Here is a 15,135-nt window from a genome sequence, read left to right as displayed (position 1 = left end):
CGATGATGCGTAGTTTAGTGAGCGAGCTGGGCCAGCTTTAGGCGATGACGATTTCGCCGCGCTCCGCCTTCCCGCGCAGCACCATTTTTCGATAGTTGTTTGCGCCCTCGTATTCGCCGCGGCTGACGATTTGCTGTAGACCTAGCTTGAGCTGGCCATCCTTAGCAAACTTGAGGAAAGCGCGCGCGCGTGCCTGGGCGTCCTTCCACCATTGAGGAATAGGGCGCGGCTCGTGGTACTCAATCAGGCCGCGCGCCTTCATTGCGCGGGTGATATGCGCGCGATTCTCGCGGCCGAGGCGCGTCGTGGGCCGTGCACCATTCCAGACGGGACGACCGAAGGGCAACACCAGCTGGAGCGCCAGAGCTTGAGCGTACTTCCTGAAATTTGCTGCGATTGCCATAACTGCCTCCTTTGGGTACCGGGCCCCTAGATTCGGAGCCGGGTCGTCATCTGTCTGCTGCCCGTTGAACTGTCCCTTGCTTGCACCGTTCCCCTGAGTTCCTCGCCGTGCCTTTAGCGGTATCAGGATGGGTTTTCGGAGTGGGGAAGCTTTGTAAAGCGCAGCTTTATGAATACCCCCGGAGAAAAGCCAAGGCCGAAGGCCGCTCCTGATTTAGCGTAGGCCGAAGAGGCGAGAACTCTGGGGAATGGTGCTGGGCGCGGTGTGTGACGGGCAGCTGACGCCGCGCGGCGAGCGCCTATAGGGCTTTAGCCCTCATGCTTTGGAAATTGCGCGGGAGCGCTCCTGTCCTATGATTCGGCCAAGAGAGGTGAAGTATGGGAATTCAGGATAGAGATTACTGGCGTGAACGCTATAGAGCGCGAGGCAACGTGGACCCGGAACATTGGCGTCAAGATGAGCTGACGTCGTTAGATGTTGATTTCCGCCCTCCCAAAAATAATGAGCTAAATTTTGTTGGCAAGCTCTTTCTGACGATTTTTGTAGCTCTGATTTGTGTAATTGCCTATAGGGGTGTGAAAGACCGCCTATCTAGACCTGAGCCAGTGCGTGAAGTGGTTGGTCAGCGTCAAGGTGCACCATCTGCTGCGCCTGCATCGCCTGCTGGGCGCAGTGCAGAGCCTCCAGTAGTGCGGGCTCCATCGAGCGAGGGTCAGGTCTACCGCTGTGGTAATGCCTACAGCAGTCAGCCATGCGAAGGCGGTAAGCCGGTGATTATCTCTAGTCCTGTTGCGTCTGCCGGTGATGCGTCTGGTATGCGCGAAATCTATCTCTGCAAAGACTTCCAGGGCCGACTTTTTTGGGAAAGTACTGCCTGCTCCCTAAATGGGCGATTCATGGAGCGCATAGCTAGTGTTCCAGCGAACGTTTCTTGGGAACAGCAGGTGGTAGTTGCGCAACAGCAGTGGGCTAAGGCTAGATCTGTAGCGTCTGAGCAGATTGTGTCGGTGGCTCCGCGGCAGGCCGTGGCTAAAGCAAATGCTTCAGAGTGCCAAGCTCTTGAGGACCGTGTGAATTGGCTGGATTCGCTGGGCCGTGCTGGTGGCGGGGTCTACACCATGGACTGGATTCGCGAGCAACGTCGTTTGGCGCGTGATCGTCAATTTCGCATTGGCTGCTAGCCGATCCGGAAAATCGGGCTGTTTGCGGCCAAATCTGGCTTGGTTAACTCCTTTTCCATAGTCAACATTTGCTTGACTAATTCATTGTTTTTGCGCTTGAGACTTTGTGCTAGTGCAAAGTACTGGGCCGCTTGGTTTGTAGCGGTTGCGTTTGCGGTCTGGATGCCCCAGATTGATTCCCAGAACAGGGCCAAATGAATAGCCCGAGGTGCTTGGCCTCGGGCTTTGTATTTGCGCAGCGTCGCTGGCGTTATGTCTAGCAGCCGCGCCTTTTGTTCGATGGTGCCTGGGACGTTGTCTAAAACGGTAGCGAAGTGGGGCAGATGCGCTGGGTATGGTGCTCTGAACATCATCAAAAAAGCCGCAGGTTATGCGGCTTGATGCTTTGGCAGTCCTTGAAAAAGTGCTCTCACTTTAAGATTTAACATAATATACATCGTATCTAGTAGAAAAGCTCTAAAAATAGGAGCGCTAGAGCTCCAGTTTTCAAGGCTTTCAGTAGTCCCATGGGACTACGTTTTTACCTCTTCCTCTTAACCAATTCCGCGAGAGTTACAAATAGCTCCCGTTGACGCACGGTTCGGACTCTAAGGACTTCGCTGCCAACTGTCAAACATTTTTGTTTGACCCGTCATCTTTTTCCGGCATCGGCGCTGCGTCCGCTGCTACAAAGTCGCAAGCACTGGACACGTTCCGAGCCCCCGCAGGAGCCGCACGGCATCCAGTCTGAATCCACCATGGAATCGTTCACATTGTCGACGTCTCCACATCCAACTGGACACGTTTGTGGATCAAACCCATGGCTGCAAGAACCATCGTCACGCAGCATCTGCACGGTCTTCGCTCGTTGAGCAGGCGTTGTGTAGCCGTGTTGAACAGCGATCTCGATGGCGCGATCGAGCTGCAGCTCGGGCACCTGCAGCAGCGCCAGGTCGATGCTGGCCCCCACGCGTAGCTCGTAGGTCTCGTACACCTGGCCACAGCCTTGATTGGCAGCGTCCGACAAGGCTGCGCACTTCGCTGCCCAGTCGTTTTCCGAGAAGACTTGCGCCTCGCGAGCTGGTGCCACTTCGAGCGCTACGACGCTTGGAGACGTAGTAGTAGTTCTTTGTATAGAAGACCCTTGTATATAGAGTGCAGGAAACGGCAAATCCAGTTTGCAGGTTTCGGCAGACGTTTTGGGCTCAAGTTTGCAGGTTTCGGCAGCCAATTGAGGCTCCAGTTTGCAGGTTTCGGCAAGTGGTTTCGGGGCTTGCTTGATGACTTGGCCAAGCCATTGGCCATCGACGTAATCGAGTAGCCCATCCAGGACGGCCTGCCTCTCGTCATTGGTGATGGGGCGACCTGGGCATTGCGTGGGCAAGGCCCCGCCAGATCCGCCGCAGTTCCTGCACTGGGTACGATCGTGGCCGATGCTGTGGAGTGAAAAAACAGCGGCCCGTGGCACTGGCCGGTCGGAGTCCATCATGGTGCGATCAATGTGCTCAAGCTCGGCAATGACGGCTGGGCAGACCGGCATCAATCCATTGCCTGGTGGCCAGCGCTGCAGCCACATGACCTGATCCGGGTATTTGAGGCCGAGCTTGGCGTGGCGCCAGGTCAAGCTGCCCTCGGCAAAAGCACTGAGCACGTTCCATCGGTGCCGCAGCCGAAACCAGAAGCTACGCGATTTCCATAGCTCTAGGCGCTTGTCTGGCGGGGTGTTGTCGCCAATCTCGTAATCAGTTGAGCAGGTGGATTTCATGTCAAACCATCTTCAATGCGGGATTGCTGGGGGGGATGGGCTGGACCCACCGGCCTGGGCTGGTGAGGACAACACAGGACAGATGGGCCACTACGGTGCCGCGGCTGTGGATCTCATAGCGGACGATGTTTGTGCGATTCGCGGCTGGCAGGTGCCAGCCACACTTGATGACCTCCCTCTGGGTCTTGGTGCTGAGCTCGTCGACGGTGAGATCCTCGTGGCCGTCCTCACGGTCGCCATGGCGTGCGTACTCCTTGAAGATCTTGGGCGATACCAGGGCCATGCCCTCCTCCACGAAGTGAATCGCCGCGCCGGTCTCGTTGAACTTGAGCTCGCGATTGACCAGCCCCATTTGCACCCACTGCATGAAAGCCAATGCCAGGGGGCTGGGCTCGGGTGGCGGCTTGTCGGGGTTTGCGTCGATGTCGGGCAGCGGCTGAAGCAGAAGAACCGGCCCCGGTGTTGCTGCGGCCGCCGGCGGCGCACTTGCAGTGGCGGTGCGCCCCTTGAGCACGGGCAGGTCATCGAGCTCGTCCAGCTCAGCGGCCATGCGCTTGAACTCGGCACTGACGCTTTGAGAGCGCGGCACTTGGTCATGGCGTGGCTCGGGGGCGGGATTCTTTGGTGCGCTTGGCGCGGGCAGCGGCGCAGCTGCTGCAGGTTTGACAGAAGGCGGCCTTGCGGCCGTAGTTGCGGCAGCTTGGGGCGGCTGGTGCAAGGTGGCGGGCTGAGGAGGCGCAGCTGGTGGTGACACCGCTGCGGCATGCTGGAATGGTTGCTCCAAGGGCGCTGCGCCCTTCTCTGCCGGCTGTGGGTACTTGGCCGGCTTGTTCTTTTTGCCAGGCCTGTCCGATGCTGTTGCAGATTCGGATGGATCGAGGAAGTAGCTGCCCTCTTTGTCGCCAAGCAAATACGCGGCTTCGCCGTTGTCGAGGCTGTCGTAGTCCAGCTTCAATGGGGTGGGCACGCCGGATCTCGATGCTGCCCCAGCTTCAAACTCTTCGTAGGCTGTATCAGCTTGGGTCTGTTGCACTGGCGCCGTAGGCGCCCTAGCTGCCAAGACTGCCGCAGTTTGGGATGGAGTTTCTGGTGCAGGTGTCTTGGTTGCTGCCGCAGGGGTTGCCGCTGGCCTGGGCTTTGCCGCAGCATTTGGCGGCTTGGTGAAAGTGGGCTCTCGCATGATGGCGGCATGCTTTTTAGCTTCTGCCGCATCCTGGGGCCGTTGCTTCGCAGGCTTTGCCGCAACCTGGGATGGTTGGGCTGAGGATGCCGCAGCTGCTGGTGCATTGGCATCGATCGCCGCCGCAGATTCCGATGCGCTGAGAGTTGCAGCAGCTTGATGTTCGTCTTGCCCTGCTCCATCCTTGCGACGGTCGCGGATCTCCAGCCGCCCGCGCATGGCAGCCGGGTACTTGCTCTCGTGGTTGAACAGCTTGGCCAGAGGGAACTTGAGCATGGCAAAGTCATGCATGTAGGCCCCCTGCTCTGACCCATCCTCGGCGTAACCGTGCACTGTGACATGCCAGACGGCCTGGCCGCTGGCAGGGTTGAGCTCGATCGCGCCGTAGTCCTGCCAGGTGTCGAACAGCCGGTCGTTCTTTGCGTTGCCAGGCACGCTTTCATCGGGCTCGTTTGCTTGGATGTGCTCTCGCACGGTATCGGCGAGGCGCTTGGCCACGAACCAGATCGCCCCCTCGAACACCCAACCTGCCGCACCGTTGCGATTCAGGGGGAGCTGTGTGCCAGCTTGGAGCATGGTCCTCATGGACTGCATCAGCAGCTCGATGAGAGGCACGGCCTTCGCAGTGGCGAAGCGAGCCTTGGAGCCTTTTTGCAGGGCACGTTGCGTTGAAAGCTGGTCGGCGCGCTTGACGATCTTGGCGACGAGACTGTCCTTGTCCTGGCCGGCGAGGTATTGCTCCAGGGCATCCAAGGCGGTGGGCGTGTGCGCCAGGAATCGAAGCGCACTTTCTGGCGCAATGCGGGGTAGCAGCAGCTGGGCCAGCTTGGCATGAGCGCTGTAATCGCGCTGCCCCTTGGGCGCAAAGTCCACCAGGTACTCGGCAGTGCGCTGGCCTGCGATCTGTGACAGGCTTCCGCCTGCAGGTGCCCAACGGATAGGATCGCTCTCGCCAACTGGACGCCATGCAATGCGCAAGTCGGTCATGGGCTTGGCGATGTCATGCAGCAAAGCGCAGAAGAACACCACGTAGGTCCACTGATCGCGCTGGGCGTCCACGATCTCGATCTGGCTTCCGCCTGGCAGCAGATGGGCATTGCGCCAGGTCATGGCCGCAAGCAGCATTTCGATGGTGTGCGATAGCAGGCCGCCTGCGTGGGCGTGGTGGTGGGCTTCGGAGGCCGGCATGAGCTGCACGAACTCGGCGTACCGCCGAATCGCTGGCAGCAGGTCCCGTTCCCAAATGGCCTGCGACTGGTGCGACTGGCTCCAGATCTGGGTGATAGCCCGTTCTGCGCGGACCGTGGCCAGCAGCTGCTGGGCGTTAAGCACGCGCAACCATCCGGGCTCACTGCCTGCGATGTGGATTTCGTCGGGCTTGAGTGTCTGGTCTTGAGCCCCCCTCCCTACTGGCGCATCAGGCGGCGGTAGCGGATCTGCAGGCGCAGGCAGCACGGGCTTGGCCTTGCTCCAGGGCACCATTGCAAGCAACTTTGAAGCAATACTCTTCACGCGCACTCCTCTTGGAGCAGGATTCGAGCGAAGTGCCGGGCACGCGCTGACTTGCCATCGGTGGGTGTCCAGATAGACAGCTCCTCCCCCGGCTGGCCCAGTGCGAGGAAGTCCATGAAACTCTGCTCCAGCGGGTCCCATTTGATGCGTGAGGCGATGCCGTCGCGGCCCCAGTCACCGCATGTTTGCACGAACGGCTGCGCCACGACTCGCATGACAAAGCTGTGCCAATTCTTCTCTTGCTGAGGTTTGGGCACATGCGGCATTTTGGGATGGTCAGCAACCAGCTGCAGCAGGATTGAGCGCACGCTCAAGATTGGATCAAGCTCCTCTTCCAGATGCTGCTCCAGCCCCTCGAAGCGACCCAACCAGCGCATGAGCGGGTTGGTTTTGCTGGCAAGGCCAAGCAGTTGCAGGCTGTCTGCGATGGCGAATATCGAGCAGCCACGATCGAGCGGATCTCGGCCTAGAAATGGTGGATCACTGTTGGCTCTCTGCTGGATGTGCTGACTATGTAGGTGCGGTGCGCGGGCGAGGTCGTCCATGGGGCGCAACCGTACCTAGTGCGCCCTCAGCTGTCAGCGCGAAACCCTGCGGTGATGACCGGAGGCTTTTCGCTTGTATTTCTTTCCAGGATATGCTAACCGTGTAACACCTTAATACAACTTCAACTATCCGTAATGACATTGGCAAACTTAGCGCATGTCCACGCGTCCTTCACAATCACCCAAGTCTTCTGTTACTGGCCTACGTCGCCGTGTGTTTTTGTTTTACAGATCTAAAATCAATGAAGATGGCGACTGATTTTTTAAGTTTTTGAAACAAGGCGACTGCCAGAATTCCTTTTAATAATTCTTATGAATGCTTGAGCTGATCTAATGAATATATTATATTTCCATGAATGTCGTTAATAATGTTGCAGTTTTCTTCAAAGATTATTGGAATGTACTCTTTGAATTCTGAAACATTTTTAATTCCATTTATCAACGCGAAGCGAACTGCCGACTGGCATCTTGACGCACCAAATAACATAATCTGGCTATATAGGTTGAGCTCATTCTTTGTGAAATCAGTACTCCTGAATCCGGCATGAACAGAATCATTTCTGAATACCCGAATCTTTTCAAAAATGTCGATGAGTTCCTTATTCCAAAAGTCGTAGCTTGGATGTGCCCTTAGCTTAAGAAGAGTAGTCACTGAAACGTCACTTCTGTTTTTTCCGTTGGGAAATCCTAGAAACCAACGAACAGAGCCACCAATATTATCATTTTCCGTTTCCTTTATCAGAGCTTCAACTGCGAAACAGTAGAATAGCGTCTTCAGTTGAGCATTTTTTTCGTGTTTGCTGTTTCTTACCCAATGCAATGATCGTTGATAACGTTTGCTAAGTTCATTGTCTAACGAAAGAATGTGATTGACAAAATCTATTTGTTGGATGCTGCCCTGAGAAACCACGAACGCCATTGATGGCTCAAAATCGGTGTTTGTTATCGGGCTAATCGATCCAGATTCCAGATTTTTAACGAATCCTATCTCGGAAAGTTTGAAGTTAGAAACGGAGAAATCGACAGACTTGAGATCCAATATTTCTGAAAAAATGCTGTCAGCATAACCTGTAGCCACTGCATTATCTTCCGCTTCGACAATAGTTGCAATTCTTGCGCAGATTGCGTAATGATTAAAGTCCTTTCGGTTCTCTTGAGCGGATTGCCTTAGTGTTTCAATCTCATCCTCAGAGTCTGACTTATTTGATCTAATCTCTACTTGTCCGTAAACCTTCGTGTGAGGGATAGAAATGCTGTTGCTATCGAGAACTCTTAATACTAGAAACTTACCCACACTTATGCTCCGTGATCAGATTTAGAAAATGTTGGAGGAGAATCCTTCTTATCCGCGCTTCGAATGGTCTACTTAAAATCAGTCTATTTTTATCAAAATATTCAATTAGGCTTCTGGCGATTGAGTAGCTCTTAAAATTTACGCAAGCCTCAACAACTATTTGCAGATATTCGCTCTTTATGCATTTTGACAGAAGAAATAAACAACATTCTTCAACGTTTTGAACATTGTTTACCGAGATGTAGTATTTCAGCCTAAAGAAAGCTATTTCTTCATCGCGAGGTTTTGAGTCAAATAGCAGCTTATCAAATCTTCTAACGCCTTCGTTATCAAATGTGGCTATTGACAGGTCGTAACCCAATTTAACCGCCCTGGGGTGGCCAGGCTTTATTAAATATAGTAGATGAAAATAATATTTCGCTTCAATAATTTTGCCTTTTGAAGCCAGATGGTCTATATATTCTGTTAATCTTTGAACATACTTAGGATTTTGTTTTATTGTTTCTCGAAATTTTCATTCAACTGCTTCCAAAGATAACTCCATGTTTTCAGTATTGACTTGCTTCTCTTTACCTACGTTTAGGACGCCTTTGAAGCAACGATAGTGAATAATTCTAGGCCTATTGAATATTTTGTCTATTCTGGCGCATGTCACAGTTATGGGGCTCAGTTCATGTAACGGGTGCTGTGGCCTAGTCAAAAGCGGGCACCATAGCGACTTGGTCCATTGCGCATCTCTACCATTTCGCCGGCAACTGGCCTCCCAGGCCAGCTGCCGGCGCCCGTTGCCCGTATAGGCCATTTCCAGTACCAGTAAATCCTTTGCGCATGCTCCGAAATTTGAGGAGCATGCGCGCCCTTTGAGTAGGCCCTGTACCCAGTAAAACCGTTTGTCCAGTACGCGAGGCGGCCCCTGCCGCTCGCCATCCTTTACACCCTTAAATTACCAACCATTTATTCTTCACTGTGTCAAGCGTTAACCGTTAGGCATGTAACGCACGGTTTCCGCTGGTGACAAAGCGGCAGCTCTAAGAACATTCGGCCCGGCGACTGACGCATTGCGTCGACACCCCCGGGCCACTGATCTTCTTCGCACACCTCCTCTTGGTTGTGGTCCGGGTTCTTTTTACGGAGTTCCTACGGTCCATGACCCGCATGCCCAGATTCTTTGCCAGCATGGCTTTGCTGGCCATGGCCTCAGCCCAGGCCACCCCTCAGCTTGTTGATGGCAACAAGCGCCTGCAGTTGGGCCGCTACACAACTGCCGAAGCCCTGCCACAGCCGCATCTGAATGAGCCGTTGGCCCTGGTGGCCCAGCTCACATTCCCGCGCGAACAGGTGACGACCGTTGGCGAAGCCATCGAGTACACGCTGCTTCGTACGGGCTATGCCCTGGTGGATTCCCAATCACTGACTTCCGATGCGCGCCGCTTCCTCGGTCTGCCGCTGCCCGAGGCTCAGCGCACGCTGGGCCCGTTTTCTGTGCAAGACGTGCTGAATGTGCTGGTGGGCACAGCATGGCGCTGGCACACCGATCACATCACCCGACGTGTGTGGTTCACCCTGGCCAACGCTCCAAAGCCACGCCGATTGGAGCCCATCGTCAGCCCTAGCAGTACGCCTCAGCCGAAGGCGTCCGTCAAGGAGTGAGCATGTCGGAACAAAGCACTGTCGATGGAGAAGTACAGTTGACTGAGCCAAGCGTGCCACCGCCGCCGCCTCCCGATGTGGCAGATTTGCCGCCTGCGGTTTCTGTGGCTCCCGAGGTCACAGGCGTCGATGATTCAGCGGTCGATCATTCTTGGTTGAGCGAGCTTGAGACTGCCGCTCCTCTTAGTGGTGCCACTGCAACTGCGGCGGCTGCTGCTGCGCCTTTAGAGGCGGAAAAGCGGCCAGGATTCCTCGCCCGCGCATTTGGTCGCGCACCAGCTGCAGCAAAGCCACGCAAGGCCGAGGTGCCCGTGAGTGTTGAGTCCAGCGAAATCCCCTCTCGACGCAAGTCGACGAACCCATGGGTGCTGCGCACAGTCGGCATTGCGGCTGTCGTGGGAATATTGGCAGTGGGGTACCTTCAATACGGGCCGAAACGTCTACCAGCACTGGATCTGCTTGGCTCATCGCTTCCCGAGGCCGGCCTGGTGACGCCGCAGCCTGCTTTCGATGCTTCCGAGTTCGATCCGCGCCTGGCTGACACCTCCCCACTGCCCCTTGCGCCCTTGGCTGATGCGGCTGCGGCACCTATCGGCGGAGCATCAGCTGGCGATGCGGACCCAATCCCCGTGGGCATGCAGCCAGAATTCGATCCAGAGGCGGTTATGCGGCAGTCTGCAGCTGATGCAGGCGTTGCCAGCCTGGCGGACGTGGGTGCTGTGCCGCAAGCCGTGGCTAACGTGGCTCCCCAGCGAACTGAGGCCGCTGCTGTAGCACCGGCTGGTAGTGCCCCTATTACTGGCGCACCCGCGCCTACTATGGCGGTGGGCCCCACTGCAGTAGCGCCTGCAACACCAGTTGGCGTCGACCCCCAGATGCTCGATCGCATGAAGCGCATGGAAGACATGATGTTGCTGATGTCCCAGCAGTTGGCCGCGATGCAGCAGGCCAACGCGCTTGCTGGCAAGACCTCTGCGGCACCGGCACTGGCTCCTGCTCGTGCTGTAGCGCCTGCAGCCGCACAGGGCGCCCCCGTCGAGCAGCCGTCGCCGCGCCCAGCGCCCAAGCGCGTAATGGTGAAGGCGAAGCCGGCTACTCCCCGCCAAGCAGCAAAGGTCGTTGCCGCGAAGCCAGCTGCAGCTCCTGCAGGTGCCCAGCTTGTGTCCGTCGATATGTGGAACGGCGAGCCTTCGGTCGTGGTCGCCTCGGGCGTGCCCGGTGATCGCCGAGTGCGTGTCTTGCGCCCAGGTGATGTGGTCAATGGTCTGTCGCTCAAGTCGGCAGATCCTGTGTCTCGCACAGCCACATTCGTGGCTCCAGGCAGCCAAGGCCTGACCCTTTCAGTGAGCAATGGAGGCTGATTCATGAAAAAAATTGCCTTTATTGCCACCGTGGTCGCATTGCAGCTGAGCACGGGCGCCCTTGCGCAGCTGCGCACTGGCCGCACTGCAGAAGCAAGCTCGCTGCCCAGCACGACTCAACAGGGCCGCTCGCAACTGGACGAGACAGCGCGTGCTGTGCAACAGATGTGGGGTCTGACTGCCGATGAGATGCAGCGCGCCAAGGTGCTGTCGCTGGGACCTCGTGCTAATTTCTCGGTCAAGGAGCTCTCGCCCCTTGAGGTGCTGGGCATTCATGCTCGCAACGATGCAGAGCGCCGTCAGTATGCCGAGCGCATGGCGCGGATCTTCCACCAAGATGTGGAGCGAAGCATCTTGTGGGACCGTGAAATGCAGGCGGCTATGGCCCGCCTGTATCCCAACGAGCCGATGGTGAACTATGACGGCCTGCCGCGCGTGCAGTCGTCTGTAGGTGCAGCCGACATGCTGAACGTGCCGCGCACGCAGATCATCGAGCGCGCTTCGCCAGCTCCTGCCAACCGCGGAAAACGCTGATATGCGCTGCCGCTTCGCCATCCTCGCCCTTGGATTCGCTTGCAGCGTGCCGGCCCTGGCCGGCGTGGAGCTGGAGATGATCCACGACAGCGGCAAATCTGTGCCGTTGGCGCCCTATGTGGCCCAGATCGTGGGCGGCACAGATGAGGCGAATGTGCTCGACGGGCTGCGTTTCCCGTTTCGCAGCCAATTGCGCGGCGGGGTGCTCAAGCAAGACGGCGTGAAGGTCTTCAATGGCCAATGGCTGACTCAGCCCATGTTCGTGATCGGCGCGGACGACGCGTCTTTGCGCTGGGTAGCCTTCAATCACAAGAAGCTGATACAGCTCAATGCAGTCGGCATTGTGGTGCAGGCAGCAACGCCTGCCGCATTCAAGCTGCTCCAGCAAGTGGCCAGCCCCTTGCAATTGGCTCCGGATACAGGGGCATTCCTTGCAGACACTTTGATCGCCAAGGGTGCGCCAGTTTTTCCGGTGCTGGTGCACAGCAATGGCCGCGCCTACCAGATCCTGCCTCAGCGCACGTTTGGAGTGGCTCCATGAGCGAACTCGGCCTGGTGCATATCGGATTGGAAGGCGCGGTGAAAGCATGTGCCAATGCTCGGCTGTTGCGCGTTTGGCAGGTTCAGCTTGGAACGCCTTTTGCGGCTGCGCAGTCCCAAAATGTTCCAAGCCTTCACGGCATGTTCCAACTGGAGGGCATGCAGTGACTGACGGGACCATGGAAGGCGTGCTGAGGCCGCCAGTCGAAGCATTGAGCGCTGCCACAGCTTTTGGGATCGCTGGCGTGGCTGCAGCCGCACCATGGGCGCTGATGATGCCCCACTCGCTGGGCGCAGTCTCGGGCGCAATCGCTGCCGGCTTCGGATGCGTGCGAGCGCGCCAGGCCTTCCAGGTCTATAGCTATCAACGCGGGCTGAAGTTCACCAAGATGACGCGCTTGGCTCCCCACAAGCTTCCCGTCAACCTCAAGGAGCATTTTTACCTGGGCGAAGGCTTCGAGTGGACGCAGTTGCACACGCAGCGCTTGCTGGACGCTCGTGAGACAGATGTTCAGCGTTTCGTGAAGGCCTCGCCAACCGAGCTCAAGCTCGCCGCCAGCGGCGAAAGGATGCGCAAGTGGGCGCAGGCCAAGAACGACAGCTTGCTGGCCAGGGTACTGGAGCGTGCGCTTGATGTCGGCGGTACCGCCAACCCCTTCGCCACTGGCGTGGACCTGGGCGGCAACCCTGTGCTCCATGGCGTGGGAGTGCAGAACGAAAAGCCGGTGGTGTTGCGCCAAGGCTCGCGCTCTGGCCACTTGCTGGTGATGGGCACGACTCGCGTGGGCAAGACGCGCCTCTTGGAGCTTCTGTGCTCTCAGGACATTCATGCCGGTCATGTGGTGATCGTCATCGACCCCAAGGGCGACGCGGAGCTGATGCTTCGCATGCATGCTGAGGCACGACGCGCTGGTCGCCTGGATCAGTTCTATATGTTCCATCTGGGCTACCCGGAGATTTCTGCGCGCTACAACGGCATTGGCAATTTCGCGCGTATCACCGAAGTCGCTGGCCGTGCCACGAATGCCCTGCCCTCCTCGGGCAACTCGGCTGCCTTCAAGGAGTTCAGCTGGCGGTTCACCAACATCGTGGCTCAGGCCCAGGTGGCACTCGGTCGCATTCCGACCTACGAGACGCTGCTCAAGGACGTGACTGGCATTGACCCGCTGTTCATGGACTACGCGGGCATGACGTTTCGCAAGCTCGCGATTGACCATCCCCAGCGCTTCGGCAGCTATCAGGACCGCCTGGTGGAGCTGGAGCGCGCTATCGTGGCAAAGAAGGCTCCGGTTCCAAGAAGCCTGCAGGATCGTTCGCCCGATCAGGTGGCGATGTATCTGCTCATCAAGGAAGCACGACTGGACGACAAGGTACTGGTCGGCCTGGCAGCCGCATTCAGCTACGAGCGTTCGTTCTATGAAAAGATCATTGCCAGCCTGGGGCCATTCCTCGAAAAGCTCACATCGGGTGCCGTGGGCAAGCTCATCAGCCCCGACTACTTCGACCCGAACGACAAGCGGCCAATCTTCGACTGGATGACGGTGTTTCGCCAGGGCGGCATCGTGTATGCCGGTCTGGATGCCTTGTCTGACTCCGTGGTTTCGTCTGCCGTGGGCAACTCCATGCTGTCCGATCTGGTCTCGACCGGCGGCAAGCTCTACAAGACAGGCCTCGACCCACACGGCGACGGCAAGCTGCAGCTGCCGACTGTGTGTTGCCATTTCGATGAGGTCAACGAGATCGCAGGCCCCGAGTTCGTTCCGATGGTCAACAAGCTCGGCGGATCGGGCTTTCGCATCACTGCGTACACCCAGTCGATGTTCGACATCGAGGCGAAGGTCGGTGACAAGGCCAAGGCTGGCCAGATCCTCGACAACTTCAACCACCTTTGCATGCTACGGGTGCGCAGCAAGGCGACAGCGAGCCTGCTGACGGACCAGGTGCCACAGGTCAACGTGACGGTGCTCACGCCAGTATCGGGCGTGTCGGACACGGCTGCCCAGGGCAATGGCGTCGATTTCACCAGCCAGAACAACGACATAGCGAACAAGTCGAAGGCGCCGCTGATCGAGCCTTCTGACGTCCTCTCGTTGCCACAGGGTCAAGCGTTTGCGCTGCTGGAAGGCAATCGCTGCCACAAGATTCGTATTCCTCTGGCTGATACCAAGGACGACCCGTTCATACCAGCTTCGCTCAAGGCGGTTGCTGAGGACATGAAGCGCCGCTATCGCACGAGTGAGACGTGGGCCGCAGAAACCGACTGGCTCAGTACACAGCCCTTGGGCGCTGGTGCAGGTGGGCTGATCGATACGGATCTCGCTTCTGCCTTTGATGACGATATGCCTGGCTACGCCATGGCAGGCGCAACTTCGTCCGCCGTGGCCGGCAACGTGATGGGACCGCACTCATGACGGCTCCGAACTCGCCCGCCAGAAAGCCAAGCACACACGGCCCTGTTGGCGTGGCCGTGTTGGTTGGCTTTGGACTATTCAGTGTGACAGTGTCCTCGTGGCTCATCGGCCTGGTGATTGAAATCGGCGGTGGCTATTTCTTCTGGCGTGGCCAGGGCATCCGCCATGCCCAGGAGATGGTGCAGCAGGATCTGCGCTATATCGCAGCCGCTCCACGCAGTCTGCTAGTGCCAGACACCGTGGACTTTTCGCTCCGTATCGTGAAGTGGGCTCGTATGCCCTACGAGCGTCTTGGTGCGCTGCGCTGGTATCAGCGCAACTTGGCAGCCCAGCAGGCTGGCACGGACGCGGCACTGCCTAGCTTTCTGGGTCAAAGCGTGCAGCCCCAACTCAAAGGGGTGGCCAAGGCTGGTGCGTCGTTCATCCACATGCTCAGCGAATGGGTGGTCATCAGCATGTTTGTCCTGCAGGACGTGCTGCTGCGCCTCTGCACAGCAGTTTTTGCGCTCCCTGCATTTGCCCTTGCCTGCCTGATGGGGGTAATCGACGGCTTGGTGCGCAGGGATCGACGCCGTTGGCAAGGCGGCCGCGAATCTTCGTTCGTCTACCACCATGCCAAGCGGTATGTGGGCTGGGCGCTTACGGGCGGCTTTGGCTTGTACTTGTCCTGGCCATTCGGCGGCTTCAATCCGGCCTACATGGTGCTGGTATTTACCGTGCTTGTGGCATTCACCCTATCGACAACGGTAGGCGCATTCAAGAAATACGCATGACATTGAA

The 15,135-nt window shown here is 57.4% G+C and carries 14 protein-coding genes; 8 read left to right on the top strand and 6 right to left on the bottom strand.

The window, feature by feature from the left end; genetic code table 11:
• Positions 1-37 precede the first annotated feature (37 nt).
• Positions 38-403 carry a hypothetical protein gene (locus Cte04_RS13035; protein WP_066478196.1) on the bottom strand — a complete coding sequence of 122 codons (366 nt, stop codon included), beginning with the start codon at positions 401-403 and terminating at the stop codon, positions 38-40.
• Between the two features lie 377 nt (positions 404-780).
• Between Cte04_RS13035 and Cte04_RS13030 the strand changes: the two genes are divergently transcribed.
• Positions 781-1,584, top strand: coding sequence for a hypothetical protein (locus tag Cte04_RS13030; protein WP_157081988.1), 804 nt, complete (start codon positions 781-783; stop codon positions 1,582-1,584).
• Here the strand turns inward: Cte04_RS13030 and Cte04_RS13025 are convergent.
• The 5 genes from Cte04_RS13025 to Cte04_RS13005 form a co-directional block, all read right to left on the bottom strand.
• The gene (locus tag Cte04_RS13025) at positions 1,581-1,937 is read right to left on the bottom strand and encodes a hypothetical protein (protein ID WP_245633367.1); all 357 of its coding nucleotides are present in this window, start codon (positions 1,935-1,937) and stop codon (positions 1,581-1,583) included. The genes Cte04_RS13030 and Cte04_RS13025 overlap by 4 nt on opposite strands.
• Before the next feature lie 278 nt (positions 1,938-2,215).
• A complete protein-coding gene (locus tag Cte04_RS13020; RefSeq protein ID WP_034356808.1) occupies positions 2,216-3,328 on the bottom strand; it encodes a hypothetical protein in 1,113 nt (370 codons plus the stop codon).
• Between the two features lies 1 nt (position 3,329).
• On the bottom strand, positions 3,330-6,020 hold the full coding sequence (mobH, locus tag Cte04_RS13015; RefSeq protein WP_034356825.1) for a MobH family relaxase: 2,691 nt from the start codon (positions 6,018-6,020) through the stop codon (positions 3,330-3,332).
• Positions 6,017-6,565: a hypothetical protein gene (locus Cte04_RS13010; RefSeq protein WP_034356806.1), complete on the bottom strand. Its 549-nt coding sequence runs from the start codon at positions 6,563-6,565 to the stop codon at positions 6,017-6,019. The genes mobH and Cte04_RS13010 overlap by 4 nt, the downstream gene beginning before the upstream one ends.
• A 310-nt stretch (positions 6,566-6,875) precedes the next feature.
• Entirely contained in the window at positions 6,876-7,859 is a 984-nt protein-coding gene (locus Cte04_RS13005; protein ID WP_034356803.1) for a hypothetical protein, read from the bottom strand.
• A 1,146-nt stretch (positions 7,860-9,005) separates the two neighbouring features.
• Between Cte04_RS13005 and pilL2 the strand changes: the two genes are divergently transcribed.
• The 7 genes from pilL2 (at position 9,006) to Cte04_RS12975 (ending at position 15,128) form a co-directional block, all read left to right on the top strand.
• Complete coding sequence (gene pilL2, locus Cte04_RS13000; RefSeq protein WP_034356800.1) at positions 9,006-9,509, top strand: PFGI-1 class ICE element type IV pilus protein PilL2; 504 nt, start codon at positions 9,006-9,008, stop codon at positions 9,507-9,509.
• An 887-nt stretch (positions 9,510-10,396) separates the two neighbouring features.
• Complete coding sequence (locus tag Cte04_RS22005) at positions 10,397-10,870, top strand: hypothetical protein (RefSeq protein WP_245633366.1); 474 nt, start codon at positions 10,397-10,399, stop codon at positions 10,868-10,870.
• Positions 10,871-10,873: 3 nt separating this feature from the next.
• On the top strand, positions 10,874-11,404 hold the full coding sequence (locus tag Cte04_RS12990; RefSeq protein WP_034356796.1) for an integrating conjugative element protein: 531 nt from the start codon (positions 10,874-10,876) through the stop codon (positions 11,402-11,404).
• Between the two features lies 1 nt (position 11,405).
• Complete coding sequence (locus Cte04_RS12985) at positions 11,406-11,945, top strand: PFL_4695 family integrating conjugative element protein (protein ID WP_034356794.1); 540 nt, start codon at positions 11,406-11,408, stop codon at positions 11,943-11,945.
• Entirely contained in the window at positions 11,942-12,112 is a 171-nt protein-coding gene (locus Cte04_RS21765; RefSeq protein WP_165571713.1) for a hypothetical protein, read from the top strand. The genes Cte04_RS12985 and Cte04_RS21765 overlap by 4 nt, the downstream gene beginning before the upstream one ends.
• Before the next feature lie 11 nt (positions 12,113-12,123).
• On the top strand, positions 12,124-14,355 hold the full coding sequence (traD, locus tag Cte04_RS12980; RefSeq protein ID WP_066478190.1) for a type IV conjugative transfer system coupling protein TraD: 2,232 nt from the start codon (positions 12,124-12,126) through the stop codon (positions 14,353-14,355).
• Complete coding sequence (locus Cte04_RS12975) at positions 14,352-15,128, top strand: TIGR03747 family integrating conjugative element membrane protein (protein WP_034356788.1); 777 nt, start codon at positions 14,352-14,354, stop codon at positions 15,126-15,128. Before traD ends, Cte04_RS12975 begins: the two co-directional genes overlap by 4 nt.
• Positions 15,129-15,135 lie beyond the last annotated feature (7 nt).

Origin of the sequence: Comamonas terrae, from assembly GCF_001544075.1 — a bacterium.
GTDB lineage: Bacteria > Pseudomonadota > Gammaproteobacteria > Burkholderiales > Burkholderiaceae_C > Comamonas > Comamonas terrae.
The sequence above is the reverse complement of the archived record's forward strand: the minus strand, read 5'-3'. Positions and strand labels throughout refer to the sequence as shown.